This is a genomic window from Nocardiopsis sp. Huas11, from assembly GCF_003634495.1.
In the GTDB taxonomy this organism is placed as follows: Bacteria; Actinomycetota; Actinomycetes; order Streptosporangiales; family Streptosporangiaceae; genus Nocardiopsis.
Genome location: NZ_RBKY01000001.1, coordinates 6,763,975 through 6,780,640, shown reverse-complemented (window position 1 = coordinate 6,780,640; position 16,666 = coordinate 6,763,975). Strand labels below are relative to the sequence as shown.

Genomic DNA, 16,666 nt, shown 5'->3' with positions numbered 1-16,666 from the left:
CGCGGCCGGGCCCCCGCCCCCACCACGCGGAGGGGGGTAGGGACGCAGTCCTCCCGGTCCGGGCCCGGGGCCGCGCCCCGCAGAACCGATGACCCTGGTGGAACGAGAGGAACAACGCGCCGTCCTCGACGGCGCACTCGCCGCCGGCGCCCGCGGATCAGGGCAGCTCGTCGTCATCTGTGGTCCCATGGCCAGCGGAAAGACCGCACTCCTGCACGATTTCCTCGGTCGCGCGGCAGGGCGCGGGGTGGCTCTGGCCACGGCGACCGCGGCACACGGCGAGCGCGGTTTGGACATGGGCGTGATCCGGCAGATCGCCGGCAACCTGGTCCTGGCGGAGCCCTGCCACGACACCTCCACCTTGGTCGAGGCGGCCGCCTGGTCCGAGGCGCCGCGCTCCGACGGGCACCTGGTCGAGGACCTGTGTACGTTCCTGACCCAACTCGCCGCGCGGCAGCCGGTCGTCGTCGCCGTCGACGACGTGCACGCCGCCGACGCCTCCTCGCTGCGCGGGCTCCTGTACCTGCAGCGCCGCCTGAGGTTCGCCAACGTCGTCATGGTGCTGACCGAGCAGAACGGGCTCCTGCCGCCCGAGTACGAGGCCTTTCGGGCCCAGATCACCCGCTGGCCCAACACCTCGCACGCCCGGTTGGCCCTGCTCTCCCCGAACGCCGTGGCCGAACTGTTGGAGCGGCGCTTCGACCGGCGCGCCGCCGACCTCCTCGCCACGGGGTACCACGAGCTCAGCGGGGGCAACCCGCTCCTCCTCCACGGCCTGCTGGAGGACTTCGCGGCCACACGGGGCGAACGCGAGGACACCGCTCTGACCAGGCCCGAACCCATCGGACTGGAGTTCCAGCGCGCCGTGCGCACCTTGCTGCACCGCTGGGGCCGCCCGCAGCTGGCGGTCGCCCAGGGGACGGCGGTCCTCGGGGAGGCGGCCACGCCGGCACTGCTCGGGTCTCTGCTCGGCCTCACCGAGGACACGGCCAACCAGGCGATCGGCGACCTGGAGTCCACCGGACTCCTGCACGCGGGGCGCTTCCGGCACCCCCTGGCCAGGACCGCCGCGCTGGGCAGTCTCAGCGGCGCCGAACGGGCCCGCCTCCACCTCGGCGCGGCCGACCTGCTCTACACGCACGACACGGCGACCTCGCAGGTCGCAGACCAGCTCGTCGCCGCGGACCGGCACGGGATCGTACCGGACCGGCCCTGGGCGTCCGACGTCCTGCGGCACACGGCCCAGGAGGCGATGGCGCACGAGGACGTCGACCTCGCCAAGCAGCGTCTCTCCCTCGCGGTGCGCAGTGTCGGCGACCTCCGGGGCCGGGTCGAGGTCACCAGCCTCCTGCTCCAGGCGGAGTGGCCCGACAAACCCAACGGCGTGACACGTTACGTGGAGCTGCTGCGCCAGGCGCGCGCCGACGGCTGGCTCTCCCGCGAGGACGCGCTGCCGCTGGCCAAGGTGCTGCTCTGGTACGGCCACTTGGACGACCTCAAGGAGACCATGCGGGTGCTGTCGGAGTCGGGCCCGCAGGACCTGACCCGCAACGACACCTTCGGGCTGGCCATGCACTGGCTCGCCTTCCTGTGCCCGCCGGCCGCCGAGGGAGTCGCCGGACTCGAACCGGCCGGGCCGGGGCGCCCCGCCGACACACCCTGGTCCAAGGCACTGACGATGCTGGGGCTGCTGCGCTCGGGCGGACCGCGCGAGGAGGTGGCCACCGCGGCCGAAGAGCTCCTGAGCGGCTACTCCCTGACGGAGCAGACCTTCGACCTCCAGGCGTCCGCCCTGACGGCCATGCTCTTCACCGACCACCACGACCGGGCCGGGTACTGGAGCGAGGCCCTGCTGTCCAAGACGGCCGGCACCGGGGCGCGGGTCTGGGAGGCGGTGCTCACCGCGGTGCACGCGCACGTCCTGTTGAGGCAGGGCGAACTGACGCGCGCGGACGAGCTCGCCCGCCGCGCCACCGACATGCTGACCCCGCGCGGGTGGGGCACCGCCATCGGCCTGCCCCTGTCGGCGCGGCTGGCCGCGCTGACCAAGCTGGGGAGGCACCAGGCCGCCGTCACCCAGCTGCGCATGCCCGTACCGGACTCGATGTACCAGACCCTGTTCGGGATGCTCTTCATCTACGAACGGGGTCTGCACTACCTGGAGACCGGCCAGGTCTACTCGGCTCTCCACGAGTTCGAGGCCTGTGGCGACCGGTTGCACCAATGGGGCATGGACCTGCCCACGGCCGTGCCGTGGCGGGTGGGCGCCACCGAGGCCAACGTCCTGCTGGGCAGGACGGCCGCCGCGCGCCGACTGGCCGAGGAGCAGCTGGGAAACCTCGGCCCGGGCGGTACGCGCATGCGAGGCATGGCGCTGCGCGCCGTCGGCATCAGCGACGCGGACCCCGCGGCCGCCGTGCGGACGCTGCGGGAGTCGGTCGCGATGCTGGACCAGGCCGGGGACGTCTTCGAGTCGTCCCGCGCGTTGCGGAGCCTGAGCCGCGCCCTGGAGTCCGCGGGAGAGTCGGAGGCCGCGCGCGCCGCCCACCGCAGGTTGGAGCAGTTGGTTCGAGGCCTGTCGGGTGCGACGGACGAGGCCGCCGACGTCGACGGCGGGTCGTCCGCGCCGTCATCGCCGACGGAGGAGGAGCCAGGGGCGCGTGGCCTGACCAGGGCCGAGCGCAGGGTGGCCGCGCTGGCCGCTCTGGGCTACACGAACAAGGAGATCGAGGCGAAGCTCTTCATCACGGTGAGCACCGTGGAGCAGCACCTGACGCGGGTGTACCGCAAGCTCAACGTCAGGCGCCGGGCGGACCTGCCGGTGGGTCTGCGGCGGTTCGCCCCGCAGACCGTGGGGCCCGCCGCGGAGGTCTGAGCGCACCCGGCCGGGAGCCCGCGTCCGCGAGCTCCCGGCCGGACGCTCACCAGGTGACCGGGAGCCGCCGCAGACCGCCGGTGAACCGGTCCTCGTTGAGTTCGAGCTCGGCCGCGGGCACCGCCAGCTCCAGGCCGGCGAAGCGCTGGAAGAGCCGCCCGAACACGGCCTTGAGCTCCAGCCTGGCCAGACCGGAGCCCACGCAGTAGTGCGGTCCGTGTCCGAAGCCCAGGTGCGGCTGGGCCGACCGGCGCCGAATGTCGAACCGGTGGGGGTCGGGGAAGACCTCAGGGTCCCGGTTGGCCACGCTCGGCGGCAGCAGCACCGCCTCGCCCGCGCGGATGGTGACGTCGCCGACCTCGATGTCGGCGTGGGCGTACCGGGGGAAGGTGTCGTCGACGGGGACGCTGAACCGCATGATCTCCTCGACCGCGGGCTCGACCAGGGCGGGGTCGTCGCGCAGCGCCTTGAGCTGGTCGGGGTGGGTGAGCAGCAGGAGGGTCCCGTAGTCGATCCGCGCGACCGTGGTCTCGTGCCCGCCGAACAGCAGGTTCATGCCCATGTCGGCCAGCTCCATGTCGGTGAGCAGGTCGTGCTCCGCGGACGCGGCCACCAGGTCCGACATCAGGTCGTCGGCCGGCTCGACGCGCTTGCGGGCGACGAGCTCGGCCATGTACGCGAACATCTCCCGGCCGGCCGCCATCGCGCCGTCGTGGTCGGACAGGCTCGCGAACTCCCACGACCAGTCGCGGATGCGGTCGCGGTCCGCCAGAGGAACGCCGAGCAGTTCGCAGACCACGCGGATCGGCAGCGGAAAGGACAGGCGGTCGTGCAGGTCGACAGGGGGTTCCAGGTCGGCGAGATCGTTGAGCGCCTGGTCGGTGAGGTCGCTGATGTGGTCCGCGATCAGGTTCATCCGCCGCGGTGAGAACGCGGGGGCGAGCAGACGGCGGTGCAGCTTGTGCAGATCGGCCTCGGTCGCGTGGTCGCCCTGCGGTCCACCGAAGCGCATCGAGTCCGAGATCCGGGGGGCGTTCTCGGGGTCGGGGTGGGAACGGCCCAGGCGTGTCTCGGCGAGCAGCTGCTTGGTCACGTGGTACCCGGTGGTCAGCCAGGCCGGGTCGCCGGCGGGCGTGCGGACGCGGGTCAGCGGCGCGTTCGCACGCAGGACGTCGTACTCGGGGGCCGTGTCGATCACGTTGTCGCGGCGGAACCGCATCTGCGGGAGTCCGATGTCGGTCGTCATGGTGTCCTACCGTCCCTGGGTCGGGGTCGTGCGGCTGGTGGGTGCCCTCACCGGGCGGGGCGCGCGGTCGGGGCGTCGCCGGTCCTGGCGGTCGCGGCGATGATCTCCGCCGCGCGCTCGGCGCCGGAGTAGCGGGCGTAGGCGGTCCGGAGCTCCGTGGCCCGGGAGCGGTAGCGCGGGTCGCCGAGGACCTTGAGCGCGCCCCCGCGGATCCTGCGGGGGTTGGGGGAACCGGTACCGAGCGACAGCCCGGCGCCGGACCAGGCCACCCGGGCGTTGACCTCCATCTTGTCCTCGCTGCGTCCGGCGACCAGGAGGGGGACACCGAAGGCCAGCGCGGTCTGGACGCCGCCGTACCCGCCGTTGGTGATCATGAGGTCGGTCAGCGGCAGCAGTTCGGTGAAGGGGACGAAGCGCTCGATCCGCAGGTTCGCCGGACGCCGGCCGGTGGAGAGGAGGTCGTCGGGATCCAGGGGGTGGGACGTCACGACGACCAGGACGTCCTCGTCGGCCAGGGCCGAGATCGCGGGCAGGATCAGGTTGGCCGGATCGCTGCCGACGGTGCCCTGGGTGACGAGGACGACCGGGCGTCCCCGTGCGCGCGCCCGCTCCAGGTCCGACCACCACTCGGGTGGGGTCCAGTCGTCCACGCCGTCGGGGAGCATGGGGCCGACGAACTCCACGGCGGCGGGCAGGTCGCTGCGGGGGTACTCGAACTCAGGGATGTTCGCGGTCAGGTAGCGGTCGGCCAGCTGCAGCCCCCAGTCCATGAAGAAGCCCTCGGGCCGGGGGAACCCCACGGCGTCGGTGGCCCGCTCCAGGGCCCGTTGGGTGTCGCGGAAGACCAGGGAGCTCATCACCCACTGCAGGGCCCGGTTGCGCACCCGGCCGAGCGGGGTCGCGGACGGCATCAGCCCGGTACCGAAGGGCGCGGTGTCCACGCTGGACACGTGCAGGGGGCTGATCGCGAACATGACCGCGGGCACCCCGCGCAAGCGGGCGAGCATGGGCGCGGCGAGGAAACTGTGGTCCGCGACGACGACGTCGGGGTCCGTGGCGTCGATGAGCGGGCCGATCTCGGCGGCGTAGGCGGGAATCGGATCGATGAACAGGTCCTTGAGGATCTGTTTGAATCCGGACAGCCCTGGTTCGGTGTCGCCCATGCTCTGGAGGACGTCGCCGTTCTCGTCGATGGAATCGAACTCCACCGAGCTGCGGACGAATCGGGCTCCGGTGCGGGTGATGGGCGTCTCGAACATCGGGCCGCTGTACCAGACGACCTCGTGTCCGGCATGCACCAGCGCACGGGCGACCGGAAGAGCAGGGCGCACGTGTCCGGTGATGGGCATTGTCGTGAAGAGGATTCTGGTCATGTGGGGCCTTTCCCGGGGGCGGGAGCGAGTCCGGAACCAGTCAGTTCCCCACGACCGTATAGACGGCGAAGTCCGCGGGTAACCCCTAGTCGCCCCAGTCGTCCGCAGAGGGAATAGGGGTGGGCCGGGTGCGGTGCGGTTCGCGGGGGGCGTACGGGCATCACGTATTGACATCGCGCAATTCCCCACCGTACGTTTACCGCGTAAACCGCAGGAGGTGGCCGAACGTGAGAGGCGATCCCGACATGTCCACGGTTCTCTTCACCACCCACCCGGCCACGGGCCACGTCCGCCCCCTGCTCCCAGTGGCGCGCGAGATCGCCGACACGGGACACGAGGTGCACTGGTACACCGGGCGCAAGTTCGAGCCGCACGTCGTCTCGGCCGGGGCCCGTTTCCTGCCCATCACCGCCGACCTCCCCCACGACACCACCGGCGACTCCCTGGAGGCGGAGTACGCCAACAGACAGGGGCTGCTCCAGGTCAGACGTGTGCTCACCGAGGTCTTCCTCGAGACCGTCCCGGCCTACGTCGCCGACCTGGAACGACACGTCGAGGCGATACGGCCGGACGCGGTCGTGGCCGACCACGGCTTCGTGCCCGCGATGTTCCTGGCGGCCCGACGCGGCGTCCCGAGCGTGGTGTTCGGCCTCAACCCGTTGTCGGTCTCCAGCGTGGACACCGCCCCCTTCGGCACCGGGCTGGCGCCCTCGTCCTCACCGGTCGGCCGACTGCGCAACCGCGCCCTGTACTGGATCGCCCGCGACGTCCTGCTACGCCGAGCCCACCGAGCGGCCCGCGACATCGTCGCGGCCATCGGGTGCGGTCCCTACCGAGGGCTCATCACCGACTGGCCGTTCCAGGCCGCCGACCGCTACCTGCAGACCGGCCTGCCCGAGTTCGAATACCCCCGCAGCGACATGCCCGACAACGTCGAGTTCATCGGGGTGACCGCGCAGGAGGGGGTGGACGAAGGGACTCCGCCCGGGTGGTGGGAGGACGTCGCCCGAGCCCGCGCTGAGGGTCGGCCGGTCGTCGTGGTCACGCAGGGCACGACGTCCACGAATCCGGGACGGCTGCTCCTGCCCGCGATCGAAGGGCTGGCCGGCCGCCGGGCCCTGGTGGTCGCCACGACGGCGGGCCGGGACCCCGACGACGTACTCCCGCCCCACGTCCGGCCCGACAACCTGCGGATCGAGGGCTTCGTGCCCTTCTCCGAACTCCTGCCGGCCGCCGACCTGCTGGTCTGCACCGGAGGCTTCGGCAGCGTCCAGATCGCCCTCTCCCATGGAGTGCCGCTGGTGGTCGCCGGGACGACCGAGGACAAGATGGAGAGCAACGCCCGGGTCGAGTGGTCCGGTGTCGGCGTCTCGCTCCGGACGGACCGGCCGCGGGCGGCCGGTGTCCGCGCCGCGGTGGAGCGGGTGCTCGCCGATCCGGGGATCCGCGCACGTTCCCGCCGGTACCGGGAGGCCCTGCGCGCGTACGGCGGCGCGTCCCGCGGCGCCGAGGTCGTCCTGGAGGAGGCGTCCCGGTCGCGCACCGAGGTCTCGCGGCGCCGTGAGGCACGGGCCCGACGTTCCGGACGGTCCTAGGGCGTCACACACGGCCTCGTGAGGGACGCAGCGCGTCGGTGATGACCGAGGCCACCGCCGCCGTCTGCGCGGTGAGGAAGAAGTGGCCACCCGGCAGGACGTGTACCGGGCCAGGGGCCGTGGTGTGCCGTCGCCAGTCCCGGGCCTCGTCGAGGGTGGTCACCGGGTCGGCGTCCCCGACCAGGACGACGATCGGCACGTCCAGGGCCGTGTCCAGGGTCGGCCGATGCGTCTCGAGCAGGCGGTAGTCCTCCCGGATCGTCGGCAGCACCAGTGCGCGCAGTTCGGGGTCGTCCAGGGCGGCCGCCTCCGTGCCGCCGAGCGAGCGCAGGTACGCGGCGAGCGCGTCGTCGGAGAGCCGGTGGCGCCGGTCGTCCCCGCTCCGGGACGGGGCGCGCCGACCGGAGACGAAGAGCACGGTCGGGACGCCGCGCCCCCGCAGCAGGTGGGCGGCCTCGAAGGCGACGGCGGCGCCCATGCTGTGGCCGAAGAAGGCGGTGGGGCGGTCGCCGCCCTCCGCCGCCACCGCCTCGGTGACCGACCCGGCCAGGGAGGGGACGTCCCGGGCGGGTCCCTCACGGAGCCGGTCCTGTCGGCCCGGGTACTGCACGGCGGCCACGTCCACCTCGGGGGACAGGGCGGCCGAGAGGGGACGGAAGGTGCCCGCGGAGCCGCCCGCGTGGGGGAAGCACACGAGCCGGGCAGCCGCATCGGGGGCCCGGTGGTAGCGCCGCAGCCACCGACCGGCCTTCGGTCGCGGAGAGCCGGACTCCACTGGGCGGGCCTCGGCCCGACGGGCGCGTCTCGTCATGGTGACCCCCGTGATCTCGTCGGCTGTCCGAATTCGACAGCGTCAACGACCCTGTCAACGGTGTCGTCGAACCGGCAACCCCTACCGACCCCTGTCCAGCGGCACCCGGAACAACCCCCCTCTCCGGAGCGTTGGGAACCAGTGGCCGATACTGGAAGCGCCCCGACCACGCCCGAGCCGGGTGAAAAACCGGTTGCCGACCCTCATAACCTTGAGAACTGATGAGCACCACCACGCCCGCGCCCGGCGCGGACACACTCCGTTCCCGGCTCCGCGACCTCATGCCCTCGGACCGGCACCGGCTCCGTCGGCGTATCGACGGTCTGGCGAAGCTCCGTGACGAACGGCGGCGCGCCTCCGTCACCGCCCAGATCGCCCGCGACATCGACGAGGCCGTCCTGCGCGTGGACGTGCGCCGGGAAGCGGTGCCCGAGCTCAGCTACCCCGAAGAGCTCCCGGTCAGCGCCCGCCGCGAGGACATCGCGGCGGCCATCCGCGACCACCAGGTCGTGATCGTGGCCGGTGAGACCGGTTCGGGCAAGACCACGCAGCTGCCCAAGATCTGCCTCGAACTCGGCCGCGGCGTCATGGGCACCATCGGCCACACCCAGCCGCGCCGCCTGGCCGCGCGCACGGTCGCCGAGCGCATCGCGGACGAGATCGGCACCCCGCTCGGCGAGACCGTCGGCTACAAGGTGCGCTTCACCGACTCCTCCAGCGGGAGCACGCTGGTCAAGCTGATGACCGACGGCATCCTGCTGGCGGAGATCCAGCACGACCGGATGCTGCGCGCCTACGACACGCTCATCATCGACGAGGCGCACGAGCGCAGCCTCAACATCGACTTCCTGCTGGGCTACCTCAAGCAGCTGCTGCCCAAGCGCCCCGACCTCAAGGTCGTCATCACCTCGGCGACCATCGACCCGGAGCGCTTCTCCCAGCACTTCGACGACGCCCCCATCGTCGAGGTCTCCGGCCGCACCTACCCCGTCGAGGTCCGCTACCGGCCCGTCTACGACGAGATTTTGGATCCGGAGGAGAGGGACCGCGACCGCAGGTCGTCGTTTGAGGGTGGTGGCGGGCTGACGGGTGGGCAGGGGCCGGGCAAGGACCGCGACCAGACCCAGGCCATCATCGAGGCCGTGGAGGAACTGGGCCGCGAGGCCCCCGGCGACGTGCTGGTCTTCCTCAGCGGCGAGCGGGAGATCCGCGACACCGCCGAGGCGTTGGAGAAGAAGAAGTTCGCGGGCACCGAGGTGCTGCCGCTCTACGCGCGCCTGTCGGTCGCCGAGCAAAAACGCGTGTGGTCCTCGCACACCGGCCGCCGCGTCGTGCTCGCCACCAACGTCGCCGAGACCTCCCTCACGGTGCCCGGCATCAAGTACGTCATCGACCCCGGCACCGCGCGCATCTCCCGCTACAGCCACCGCACCAAGGTGCAGCGCCTGCCCATCGAGGCCGTCTCCCAGGCCTCGGCCAACCAGCGCAAGGGCCGCTGCGGCCGCGTGTCCGAGGGCATCTGCATCCGGCTGTACTCCGAAGAGGACTTCCTGTCCCGCCCGGAGTACACCGACCCCGAGATCCTGCGCACCAACCTCGCCTCGGTCATCCTCCAGATGGCCGCCCTGGGCCTGGGCGACATCGCCGCCTTCCCGTTCGTGGACGGTCCCGACCACCGCCAGATCAAGGACGGCGTCAACCTCCTCACCGAGCTGGGCGCCCTGCATCCGGACCCCTCCGGCGCCAAGCGCCGCCTCACGCCCAGGGGCCGCGCCCTGGCCCAGCTGCCCATCGACCCGCGCCTGGGCCGCATGGTGCTGGAGGCCAAGGAGCGCGACTGCCTGGGCGAGGTCCTGGTCATCACCTCCGCGCTGTCCATCCAGGACCCGCGCGAGCGGCCCGCGGACAAGCAGCAGCAGGCGCAGGCCTCGCACGCCCGGTTCGCCGACAAGGAATCGGACTTCCTGGCCTTCCTCAACCTCTGGAACCACCTGCGCGACAAGCAGAAGGAGCTGTCGGGCAACCAGTTCCGACGCATGTGCCGGGACGAGTTCCTCAACTACCTGCGCGTGCGCGAGTGGCAGGACATCCACGGCCAGCTCCGCCAGGTGCTGCGGACCATGGACATCGAGGTGCCGGCTCCGCGCGAGGCCGCCGCCGACCCCGCCGAGGTGCACAAGTCGCTGCTGGCCGGGCTGCTGTCCCACGTGGGCCTGAAGGACCCCGACAAGCACGAGTACCTGGGCGGGCGGGGCGCGCGCTTCGCGATCTTCCCGGGGTCGTCGCTGTTCAAGAAGCAGCCCCGCTTCGTCATGGCCGCCGAGCTGGTGGAGACCTCCAAGCTCTGGGGCCGCATGGTCGGCCGGATCGAACCCGAGTGGGCCGAGGAGCTGGCCGGGGACATCGTCAAGCGCAGCTACAGCGAACCGCACTGGGAGCGCAAGCGCGGCGCCGTCATGGCCTTCGAGCGCGTCACCCTGTACGGGGTGCCGATCGTCGTCCAGCGCAAGGTGCAGTACGGGAGCATCGACCCGGCGCTCTCGCGCGAGCTGTTCATCCGGCGCGCCCTGGTGGAGGGCGACTGGGAGACCCGCCACCACTTCTTCCACGACAACCGCAAGCTCCTGGAGGAGGTCGAGGACCTCGAACACCGGGCCCGCCGCCGCGACATCGTCGTGGACGACGAGGCGCTGTTCGACTTCTACGACCGGCGCATCCCGGAGTCGGCCGTCTCGGCCGCGCACTTCGACTCCTGGTGGAAGCAGGCCCGGCGCGAGGACCCCACGCTCCTGGACTTCACCCGCGAGGAGCTCATCAACGACGGCGTCGGCGCCGTCAGCGAGGCCGACTACCCGGACGTGTGGCGCCAGGGCGAGTTCGTCTTCCCGCTGAGCTACCAGTTCGAGCCGGGCAGCGACTCCGACGGCGTCACCGCCCGCGTGCCGGTGAAGTTCCTCAACCAGGTGGAGAACACCGGGTTCGACTGGCAGATCCCGGGCCTGCGCGACGAGCTGATCACCGCGATGATCCGGTCGCTGCCCAAGCCGCTGCGGCGCTTCTTCGTCCCGGTGCCCGACCACGCCGCCCAGGCGCGGGCGGGCCTGACCCCCTACGAGGGGCCGCTGGCCGAGGCGCTGGCCGCCGAACTGACCCGCATGGCCGTGCCCAAGGGCGGGGACAAGGTGCCCGCGGACGCCTTCCAGCTGGACCGGGTGCCCGACCACCTGCGCATCACCTTCCGGGCCGTGGACGACCGGGGCCGCACCCTGGCCGAGTCCAAGGACCTGGAGCAGCTGCGCGCCAAGCTCAAGCCGCGCCTGCGCGAGGCGATCTCCGCCGAGGCCAAGGGCGTGGAGCGCAAGGGGATCACCTCCTGGGACTTCGGTCCCCTGGAACAGACCCTGGAACGCAAGGCGCTCGGCCCCAAGGTCAAGGGCTACCCGGCGCTGGTCGACGAGGGCGAGAGCGTCGCCATCCGCATCTTCGACACCCGGCCCGAGCAGCGCGCCGCCATGTGGGCGGGCACGCGTCGACTGCTCCTGCTCACGGTGCCCTCCCCGGCGCTCGCGGTCAGCAAGGGGCTCAACAACCCGGACAAGCTCGCGCTGGCCGACAACCCGCACGGGTCGGTCAAGAAGATGCTCGCCGACGCCGAGTCCGCCGCCGTGGACCACCTGCTGGCCCGCGAGGGCGGCCCGGTGTGGAACGCGGAGGACTTCGGCAAGCTCGCCGACCGCGTCCGCGCCGACCTCGGCGACACCCTCGCCGACGTCCTGGACAAGGTGGCGCGGATCCTCGTGCTGTGGCGCAAGGTGTCCAAGAAGGTCAAGGGCACCACGTCCCTGGCGGTCCTGCCCTCGCTCAACGACGTGCAGGGCCAGCTCGGCGACCTGGTGGGCGACGGGTTCGCCACCACCGCCGGCCTGAACCGCCTGGACGACGTGCACCGCTACCTGCGCGGGATCGAGTACAGGCTGACCAAGCTGCCGGACAACCCGCGCCGGGACCAGGTCAACATGGCCAAGGTCGAGCAGATGCGCCAGGCCGTGCGCAAGGTCGTGGGGGTCCTGCCCGCGGGCCGGTCCGCCGACCCGGACGTGGTCGAGCTGCGCTGGATGCTGGAGGAGTACCGGGTCAGCCTGTTCGCCCAGGAGCTGCGGACCGCCTACCCGGTCTCGGACAAGCGCATCATGAAGGCCCTGGAGGGCGTCAAGACCGCCGGGAAGTAGCCTCGGGCGCCGGACCGGCCCCAGGGCCGGGCTCCGGCAGCGCTGTCGATGGGAGCGGTCGCGCATAGGTCCCGAACCTGAGCAGGGCGATCCGGGACCAGGACGGGCGAGACGCCCGCTACGGCAGTTCGAGCGGCGGTGCCGGGTGCGCGAACGGCATCTCGAACGTCTGGTCGGCGCCGCCGTCACACTTCTTCTGGACGCCCTTGTCTCCCGCGTAGCCACCGAAGGTCAGGCACTTGTGGGACTTGGCGTTCTTGAGTGCCCAGCCGTGTCCCTGCCGGATCAGAGTCCACTTCTGCTTCTTCTTCTCCTCCCATGGCGCAGTGATGACCCTGTGCTTGTGGTGGGTCGCGGTCATGACGACGAAGTCCTCGGCTTGGACGGAGGCCAGGTGGTTGACCGCCACGTGGTGGCCGTCGCGCGGGATGAACCACCAGTGCTGGTTGTGGTCGACCTCAGGCTCCCCCTCGTAGGAGTCGTCCCAACCCAGCCCTTCGTCGCATTCGATCAGCTCGATGGGCTTGCCCTGGTCCGTGTTGGCGACGCACAGCCCGCTCGACTTGTGGACGAGGTAGCGGAAGTCGTCGGGAACGGCTCCTGCCGAGGCGGGCGCGGCGGACAGCACTCCCACGGCCACGGCGGCCGACACGGCGAGCACGGAGATCTTCATCGGTCGTGATCCTCTCGATGTGAATGCCGCGGTTGGTAGCGGCAGCCATAAAGTAACAATAAAGTTACTCTCAGTAGTCGAGGGCGCCTCGCCCTGGAGTGTTGCCGTGGGCGATCCCGGCTCAGGGCCTCCGGGCGATAGCATGCGCCCGTCGAATGCGACGCTCAGCGGGCCGCGGGCCCAGAAGGCGAGGACTCCTAGTGGACCGTCGACGGCTACTCTTCGTGGGCACCTACACTCCCGACTCCGAGCCTCCCGGCGGGGGGCAGGGCATCCACAGGGTCTGGTTCGACCCCATGACCGGGGAGATGGCCGACGGAGGCGTGGCCGCGCACACCACCGGCCCCTCGTTCCTCGCCTACCGCGCCGACCCGCCCACGGTCTACGCGGTCAACGAGCGCGAGAAGGGCACCGTCACCGCCTGGCGGATCGACGCCGACGCCGTTCTCGCCGAACTCGGGCAGGCTCCCACCGGGGGAGCCTCGCCCTGCCACGTCCTGGCGACGGACACCGCGCTCACGGTCACCAACTACGCCAACGGCGTGGTGGACCTGTTCGCCCTGGCGGCCGACGGCGCCCCCGTGGAGGGGGAGCGGTTCGCGCACACCGGCTCCGGGCCCGTCACGGACCGCCAGGAGGGCTCGCACGCCCACAGCGCCGTCGCGGTCGACCCGCTCCACGTGCTCGTGGCCGACCTGGGCACCGACGAACTGCGCGTGATCCGCGAGGGCGAACAGACCGGCACGATCGTGCTGCCCCCGGGCACCGGCCCGCGCCACGCGGCGGTGGCGGGGGAGCACGTCTACGTGGCGGGCGAACTGGACTCGCGCGTGCACGTCCTGCGCTGGGACGGCGACACCGGCACCGCGGAGTACCTCGGCGCGGAGCACGCCACCGGCGAACAGGCGGCGGGCACCAACTTCCCCGGCGAGATCCTCGCGCACGCCGACCGCGTGTACGTGTCCAACCGCGGCGCGGACGTCATCTCCACATTGGCGGTCCGCGACGGCGGAGCGCGCCTGGAGCACCTCGCCAACACCCCGGCCGGGGGCGCGTGGCCGCGCAACTTCACCGTGGTGCGCGGGCACCGCGACGAACCCGACCACCTGGTCGTCGCCGCCCAGAACGGCGACGCCCTGGCCGCCCTGCTCATCGACGCCAAGACCGGCGTGCCCTCCGACACCGGCCACCGCCTGCCGATCTCCGCCCCCGTGTGCGTCCTCCCCGTCCCCATCAACCGCATCCGCCGCGCGGCACGGGACTGACCCTGGGTCGGTCCGCGCGACCGGTCCTGGGGTGCGGGTGACACACGCGCCCCCGGTGTCACCACCCCAGGCCGGTAGACCCTGTGCCCGGGTAGGTGCTGCCGCAGTAGTTCAATGCCGCCGCGCTGGTCTGGAAGGCGACCCTGCCAGGATCGGCCCCGCCGTCGGCGGCATCCTCACCGACGGCCTCCACGGACGCCTGGGCGAATTCCCGCAGGACCGGATCGGTGGACGCGGCCATCACCCGTACGGCCCGGGCGCGCGAGAGGTCCGATTCCGCCGACAGCGCTATGCCTAGAGACTCGGCGTGGAAGCGGTCGTTCGCCGCGCACGTGGTGGCTCCGTCCTGCTGCTTCGCGCTCGCGGGCGCGAGTATCTCGGCTCGGGCGGCGTCTCCCAGGTAGTGGGGCTCGGAGGTGCGTGCGGCGTTCGACAGTTCGCCGACGATGATCGCGGATATGCCTGCCGCGAGCACGAGTACCAGTCCGCTCGCGCGGGCCTTCGGCCAGTACCCGGCGGCAGGCGGGACACGGCGTGCCTCACGGCCGCGTTGAGCCCGCACAGCGCAGATCACGACCGCGGTCGGACACGCCACCAGGAGAGTGGGGACGAGCAGGAACACGTTGAGGAGCCAGACTCGGCCCCTGAGCTCCGGGGCACTCCAGCAACCCCCCTCACCGACCGGAACGCCGAGGCACGGGATGAGCTGCGTGCCCAGGTACGCGGCGGGCAGATAGAGGGGGGCCAGGAGGGCGACCGTGACCACGGTCGTGCACAGGACACGCGCGATCGCTCCTCGCCCGCCCAGGCGCCAGGCCATGACACCGGTGGCGAGGACGGTCAGGACGGGTCCCACGACCACCACCAGACCGAGCAGAACCGTTTCCTCGGTCGGTCCCAGGAAGACGATCAGGGGAGTCACGGCCACCAGGCAGAGGAAGGTCGCCATCGCCGTGGTCACGGGGACCCGGGGCGGACACAGGCGTCGGGCCGGGTCCGGGCCGGACGCACCGTCGGCGCCGGGCTGCCCGGGATCCCAGGCGATCCAGGCCAGGAGGGGGAAGGACAGACCGGCCAGCAGCCCGACCGACAACAGGTAGGGGGAGGTGGTCAGCAGGGCGGTGGTCCAGTAGACGACGCTCCACAACCCGGGTGACATCGTGGCGAACGCCAGGGTGGCGAACCACGTGTCGAGTGCGACCACGGCGAGGGGGACGTTCACCGCCGCGCAGGCCCACAAGGGCCAGGACCGTCGTGACCCACTGGTCCAACAGGTGGCGGCGAACGAGAGTGAGCCCACCAGGATCCAGCACCATCCCCACAGGAGCACCGCCAGCAGCAGGGCTCCTGGGGGGCTCGCGACCAGCATGGCGTCCCAGGTGACCACATGCGGGCCCGGAGTGAGGACCTGCCCGACGAGCACCCCGCAGGTCAGGGCCAGTGCGGTCCGTGCGGTGGACGGTGAACGCCGGCCACGGGCGGACTCCCCCAGGACGGAACGCCAGATGATCGCCGTCAGGACCGTCGTGAGAAAGGTGGCGAAGATCAGGGCCGTCGGGAGGGAGAAGCGTCCGCCGGCGTCGTCCGGGGTGGGCAGGAACAGCTGGAGCACGCTGTAGGACAGGCCGATCGCGAAACCGGTGAAGGCCACGTCCGCGTCACCGCCGCGCAGCAGACGCCGCGGATCCTGGATCGTGGCTCGGCGGACGTCCGGAGGAGGATGCGCACTGGTGAGCGCGCGCAGGACGCGCTTGGGGCCGGACACCGTCCTCGCGGGACGGCCGAGCAGGTGGAGCAGCCACGGTCGCGCCTGTGGATCGAGGGCGGAGCGGGCGTCGGCGTAGAGCTCGCGGACCCGGAGGACCCGTGCACGCGCGTGGACCAGCACGGCGAGCGCCACGGCCAGGGGCAGCCCGAAGTCCACGACGACCTGCCGGTTCAGGAACGCCAGCGGCAGCAGGAGGAGCGAGATCGCCAGGAAGCCCCACCAGATCGCGATGGTGAGGTAGGTGATGTCGATGTCGCGGTTGCGGACGTGGGCGGCTTCGTGATGGATGACGGCGACAGCGCTGCCCGTCCCCGCGCCCTCGGCCTCCGCGGGCAGGAGACCCCGGTCGATGGCGATCCAATAGCGACCCCAGGCCCCGAACGCCCGGGCCCCTCCAGCGCTCCCGCGGGTGATCAGCAGCGTGACCCTGTCCCGGTACGGGCCCAGTGCCGACCTCAGCACCTCGTCGGCTCGCGTGTGGAGCCCTGGTTCCTCCTGCTCGCTCAGGAGCCGCATCCGCCTCCGTAGCAGCCAGGGGTAGAGGGTATAGACGGCGAGGGCGATACCGAGAGGGGCCAGCGCGGTCGCGACGATGGTCAGACCGCTGGCCCGCAGCCCGTGCGCGACGCAGTCCCCGTACTCGGTGAGGAGCGTCAGCGCGGGAACCCGGCCCGCGTCGGCGCGTGCGTCGGCGGCGCACGCGTGGACACCGGGGAGCCCGGGCACATCGGTCCGGCCGATGATGCCCGCCAGGATACTGAGAACGGTCAGGGAAGCGCTGACCGTGGCCACGATGAGAAGCACGAAGCGGGTCATCGTCGCCGAGGTGTA

9 protein-coding genes are annotated in these 16,666 nt (G+C 71.8%); 4 read left to right on the top strand and 5 right to left on the bottom strand.

The genetic code is table 11. From position 1 onward, the window contains the following. The first annotated feature begins 97 nt into the window (after positions 1–97). On the top strand, positions 98–2,875 hold the full coding sequence (locus DFP74_RS30390) for a LuxR family transcriptional regulator (RefSeq protein ID WP_158613083.1): 2,778 nt from the start codon (positions 98–100) through the stop codon (positions 2,873–2,875). 46 nt (positions 2,876–2,921) lie between these two features. Here the strand turns inward: DFP74_RS30390 and DFP74_RS30385 are convergent, their stop codons facing one another. After that, on the bottom strand, positions 2,922–4,121 hold the full coding sequence (locus DFP74_RS30385; protein WP_121187061.1) for a cytochrome P450: 1,200 nt from the start codon (positions 4,119–4,121) through the stop codon (positions 2,922–2,924). Positions 4,122–4,168: 47 nt separating this feature from the next. After that, positions 4,169–5,494 carry a glycosyltransferase gene (locus DFP74_RS30380; protein WP_158613082.1) on the bottom strand — a complete coding sequence of 442 codons (1,326 nt, stop codon included), beginning with the start codon at positions 5,492–5,494 and terminating at the stop codon, positions 4,169–4,171. A 227-nt stretch (positions 5,495–5,721) separates the two neighbouring features. Between DFP74_RS30380 and DFP74_RS30375 the strand changes: the two genes are divergently transcribed. Then, positions 5,722–7,089 carry a glycosyltransferase gene (locus DFP74_RS30375; RefSeq protein ID WP_147453935.1) on the top strand — a complete coding sequence of 456 codons (1,368 nt, stop codon included), beginning with the start codon at positions 5,722–5,724 and terminating at the stop codon, positions 7,087–7,089. 4 nt (positions 7,090–7,093) lie between these two features. Here the strand turns inward: DFP74_RS30375 and DFP74_RS30370 are convergent, their stop codons facing one another. Next, the gene (locus DFP74_RS30370; RefSeq protein ID WP_121187055.1) at positions 7,094–7,900 is read right to left on the bottom strand and encodes a thioesterase II family protein; all 807 of its coding nucleotides are present in this window, start codon (positions 7,898–7,900) and stop codon (positions 7,094–7,096) included. A 221-nt stretch (positions 7,901–8,121) separates the two neighbouring features. On the opposite strand from DFP74_RS30370, the gene hrpA reads away from it, so the two are divergent. Next, positions 8,122–12,129 carry an ATP-dependent RNA helicase HrpA gene (gene hrpA, locus DFP74_RS30365; RefSeq protein WP_121187053.1) on the top strand — a complete coding sequence of 1,336 codons (4,008 nt, stop codon included), beginning with the start codon at positions 8,122–8,124 and terminating at the stop codon, positions 12,127–12,129. 118 nt (positions 12,130–12,247) lie between these two features. Here the strand turns inward: hrpA and DFP74_RS30360 are convergent, their stop codons facing one another. Then, on the bottom strand, positions 12,248–12,802 hold the full coding sequence (locus tag DFP74_RS30360; RefSeq protein ID WP_121187052.1) for an RICIN domain-containing protein: 555 nt from the start codon (positions 12,800–12,802) through the stop codon (positions 12,248–12,250). Positions 12,803–12,957: 155 nt separating this feature from the next. Here DFP74_RS30360 and DFP74_RS30355 point away from each other — a divergent pair, with 155 nt between their 5' ends. Beyond that, positions 12,958–14,067 (top strand): lactonase family protein, encoded by a 1,110-nt coding sequence (locus tag DFP74_RS30355; RefSeq protein WP_121187050.1) that lies wholly within the window; start codon positions 12,958–12,960, stop codon positions 14,065–14,067. A 58-nt stretch (positions 14,068–14,125) separates the two neighbouring features. Here DFP74_RS30355 and DFP74_RS30350 read toward each other — a convergent pair whose 3' ends face one another. Continuing rightward, a complete protein-coding gene (locus DFP74_RS30350; RefSeq protein ID WP_121187048.1) occupies positions 14,126–16,651 on the bottom strand; it encodes a M48 family metalloprotease in 2,526 nt (841 codons plus the stop codon). Between the last annotated feature and the right edge of the window lie 15 nt (positions 16,652–16,666).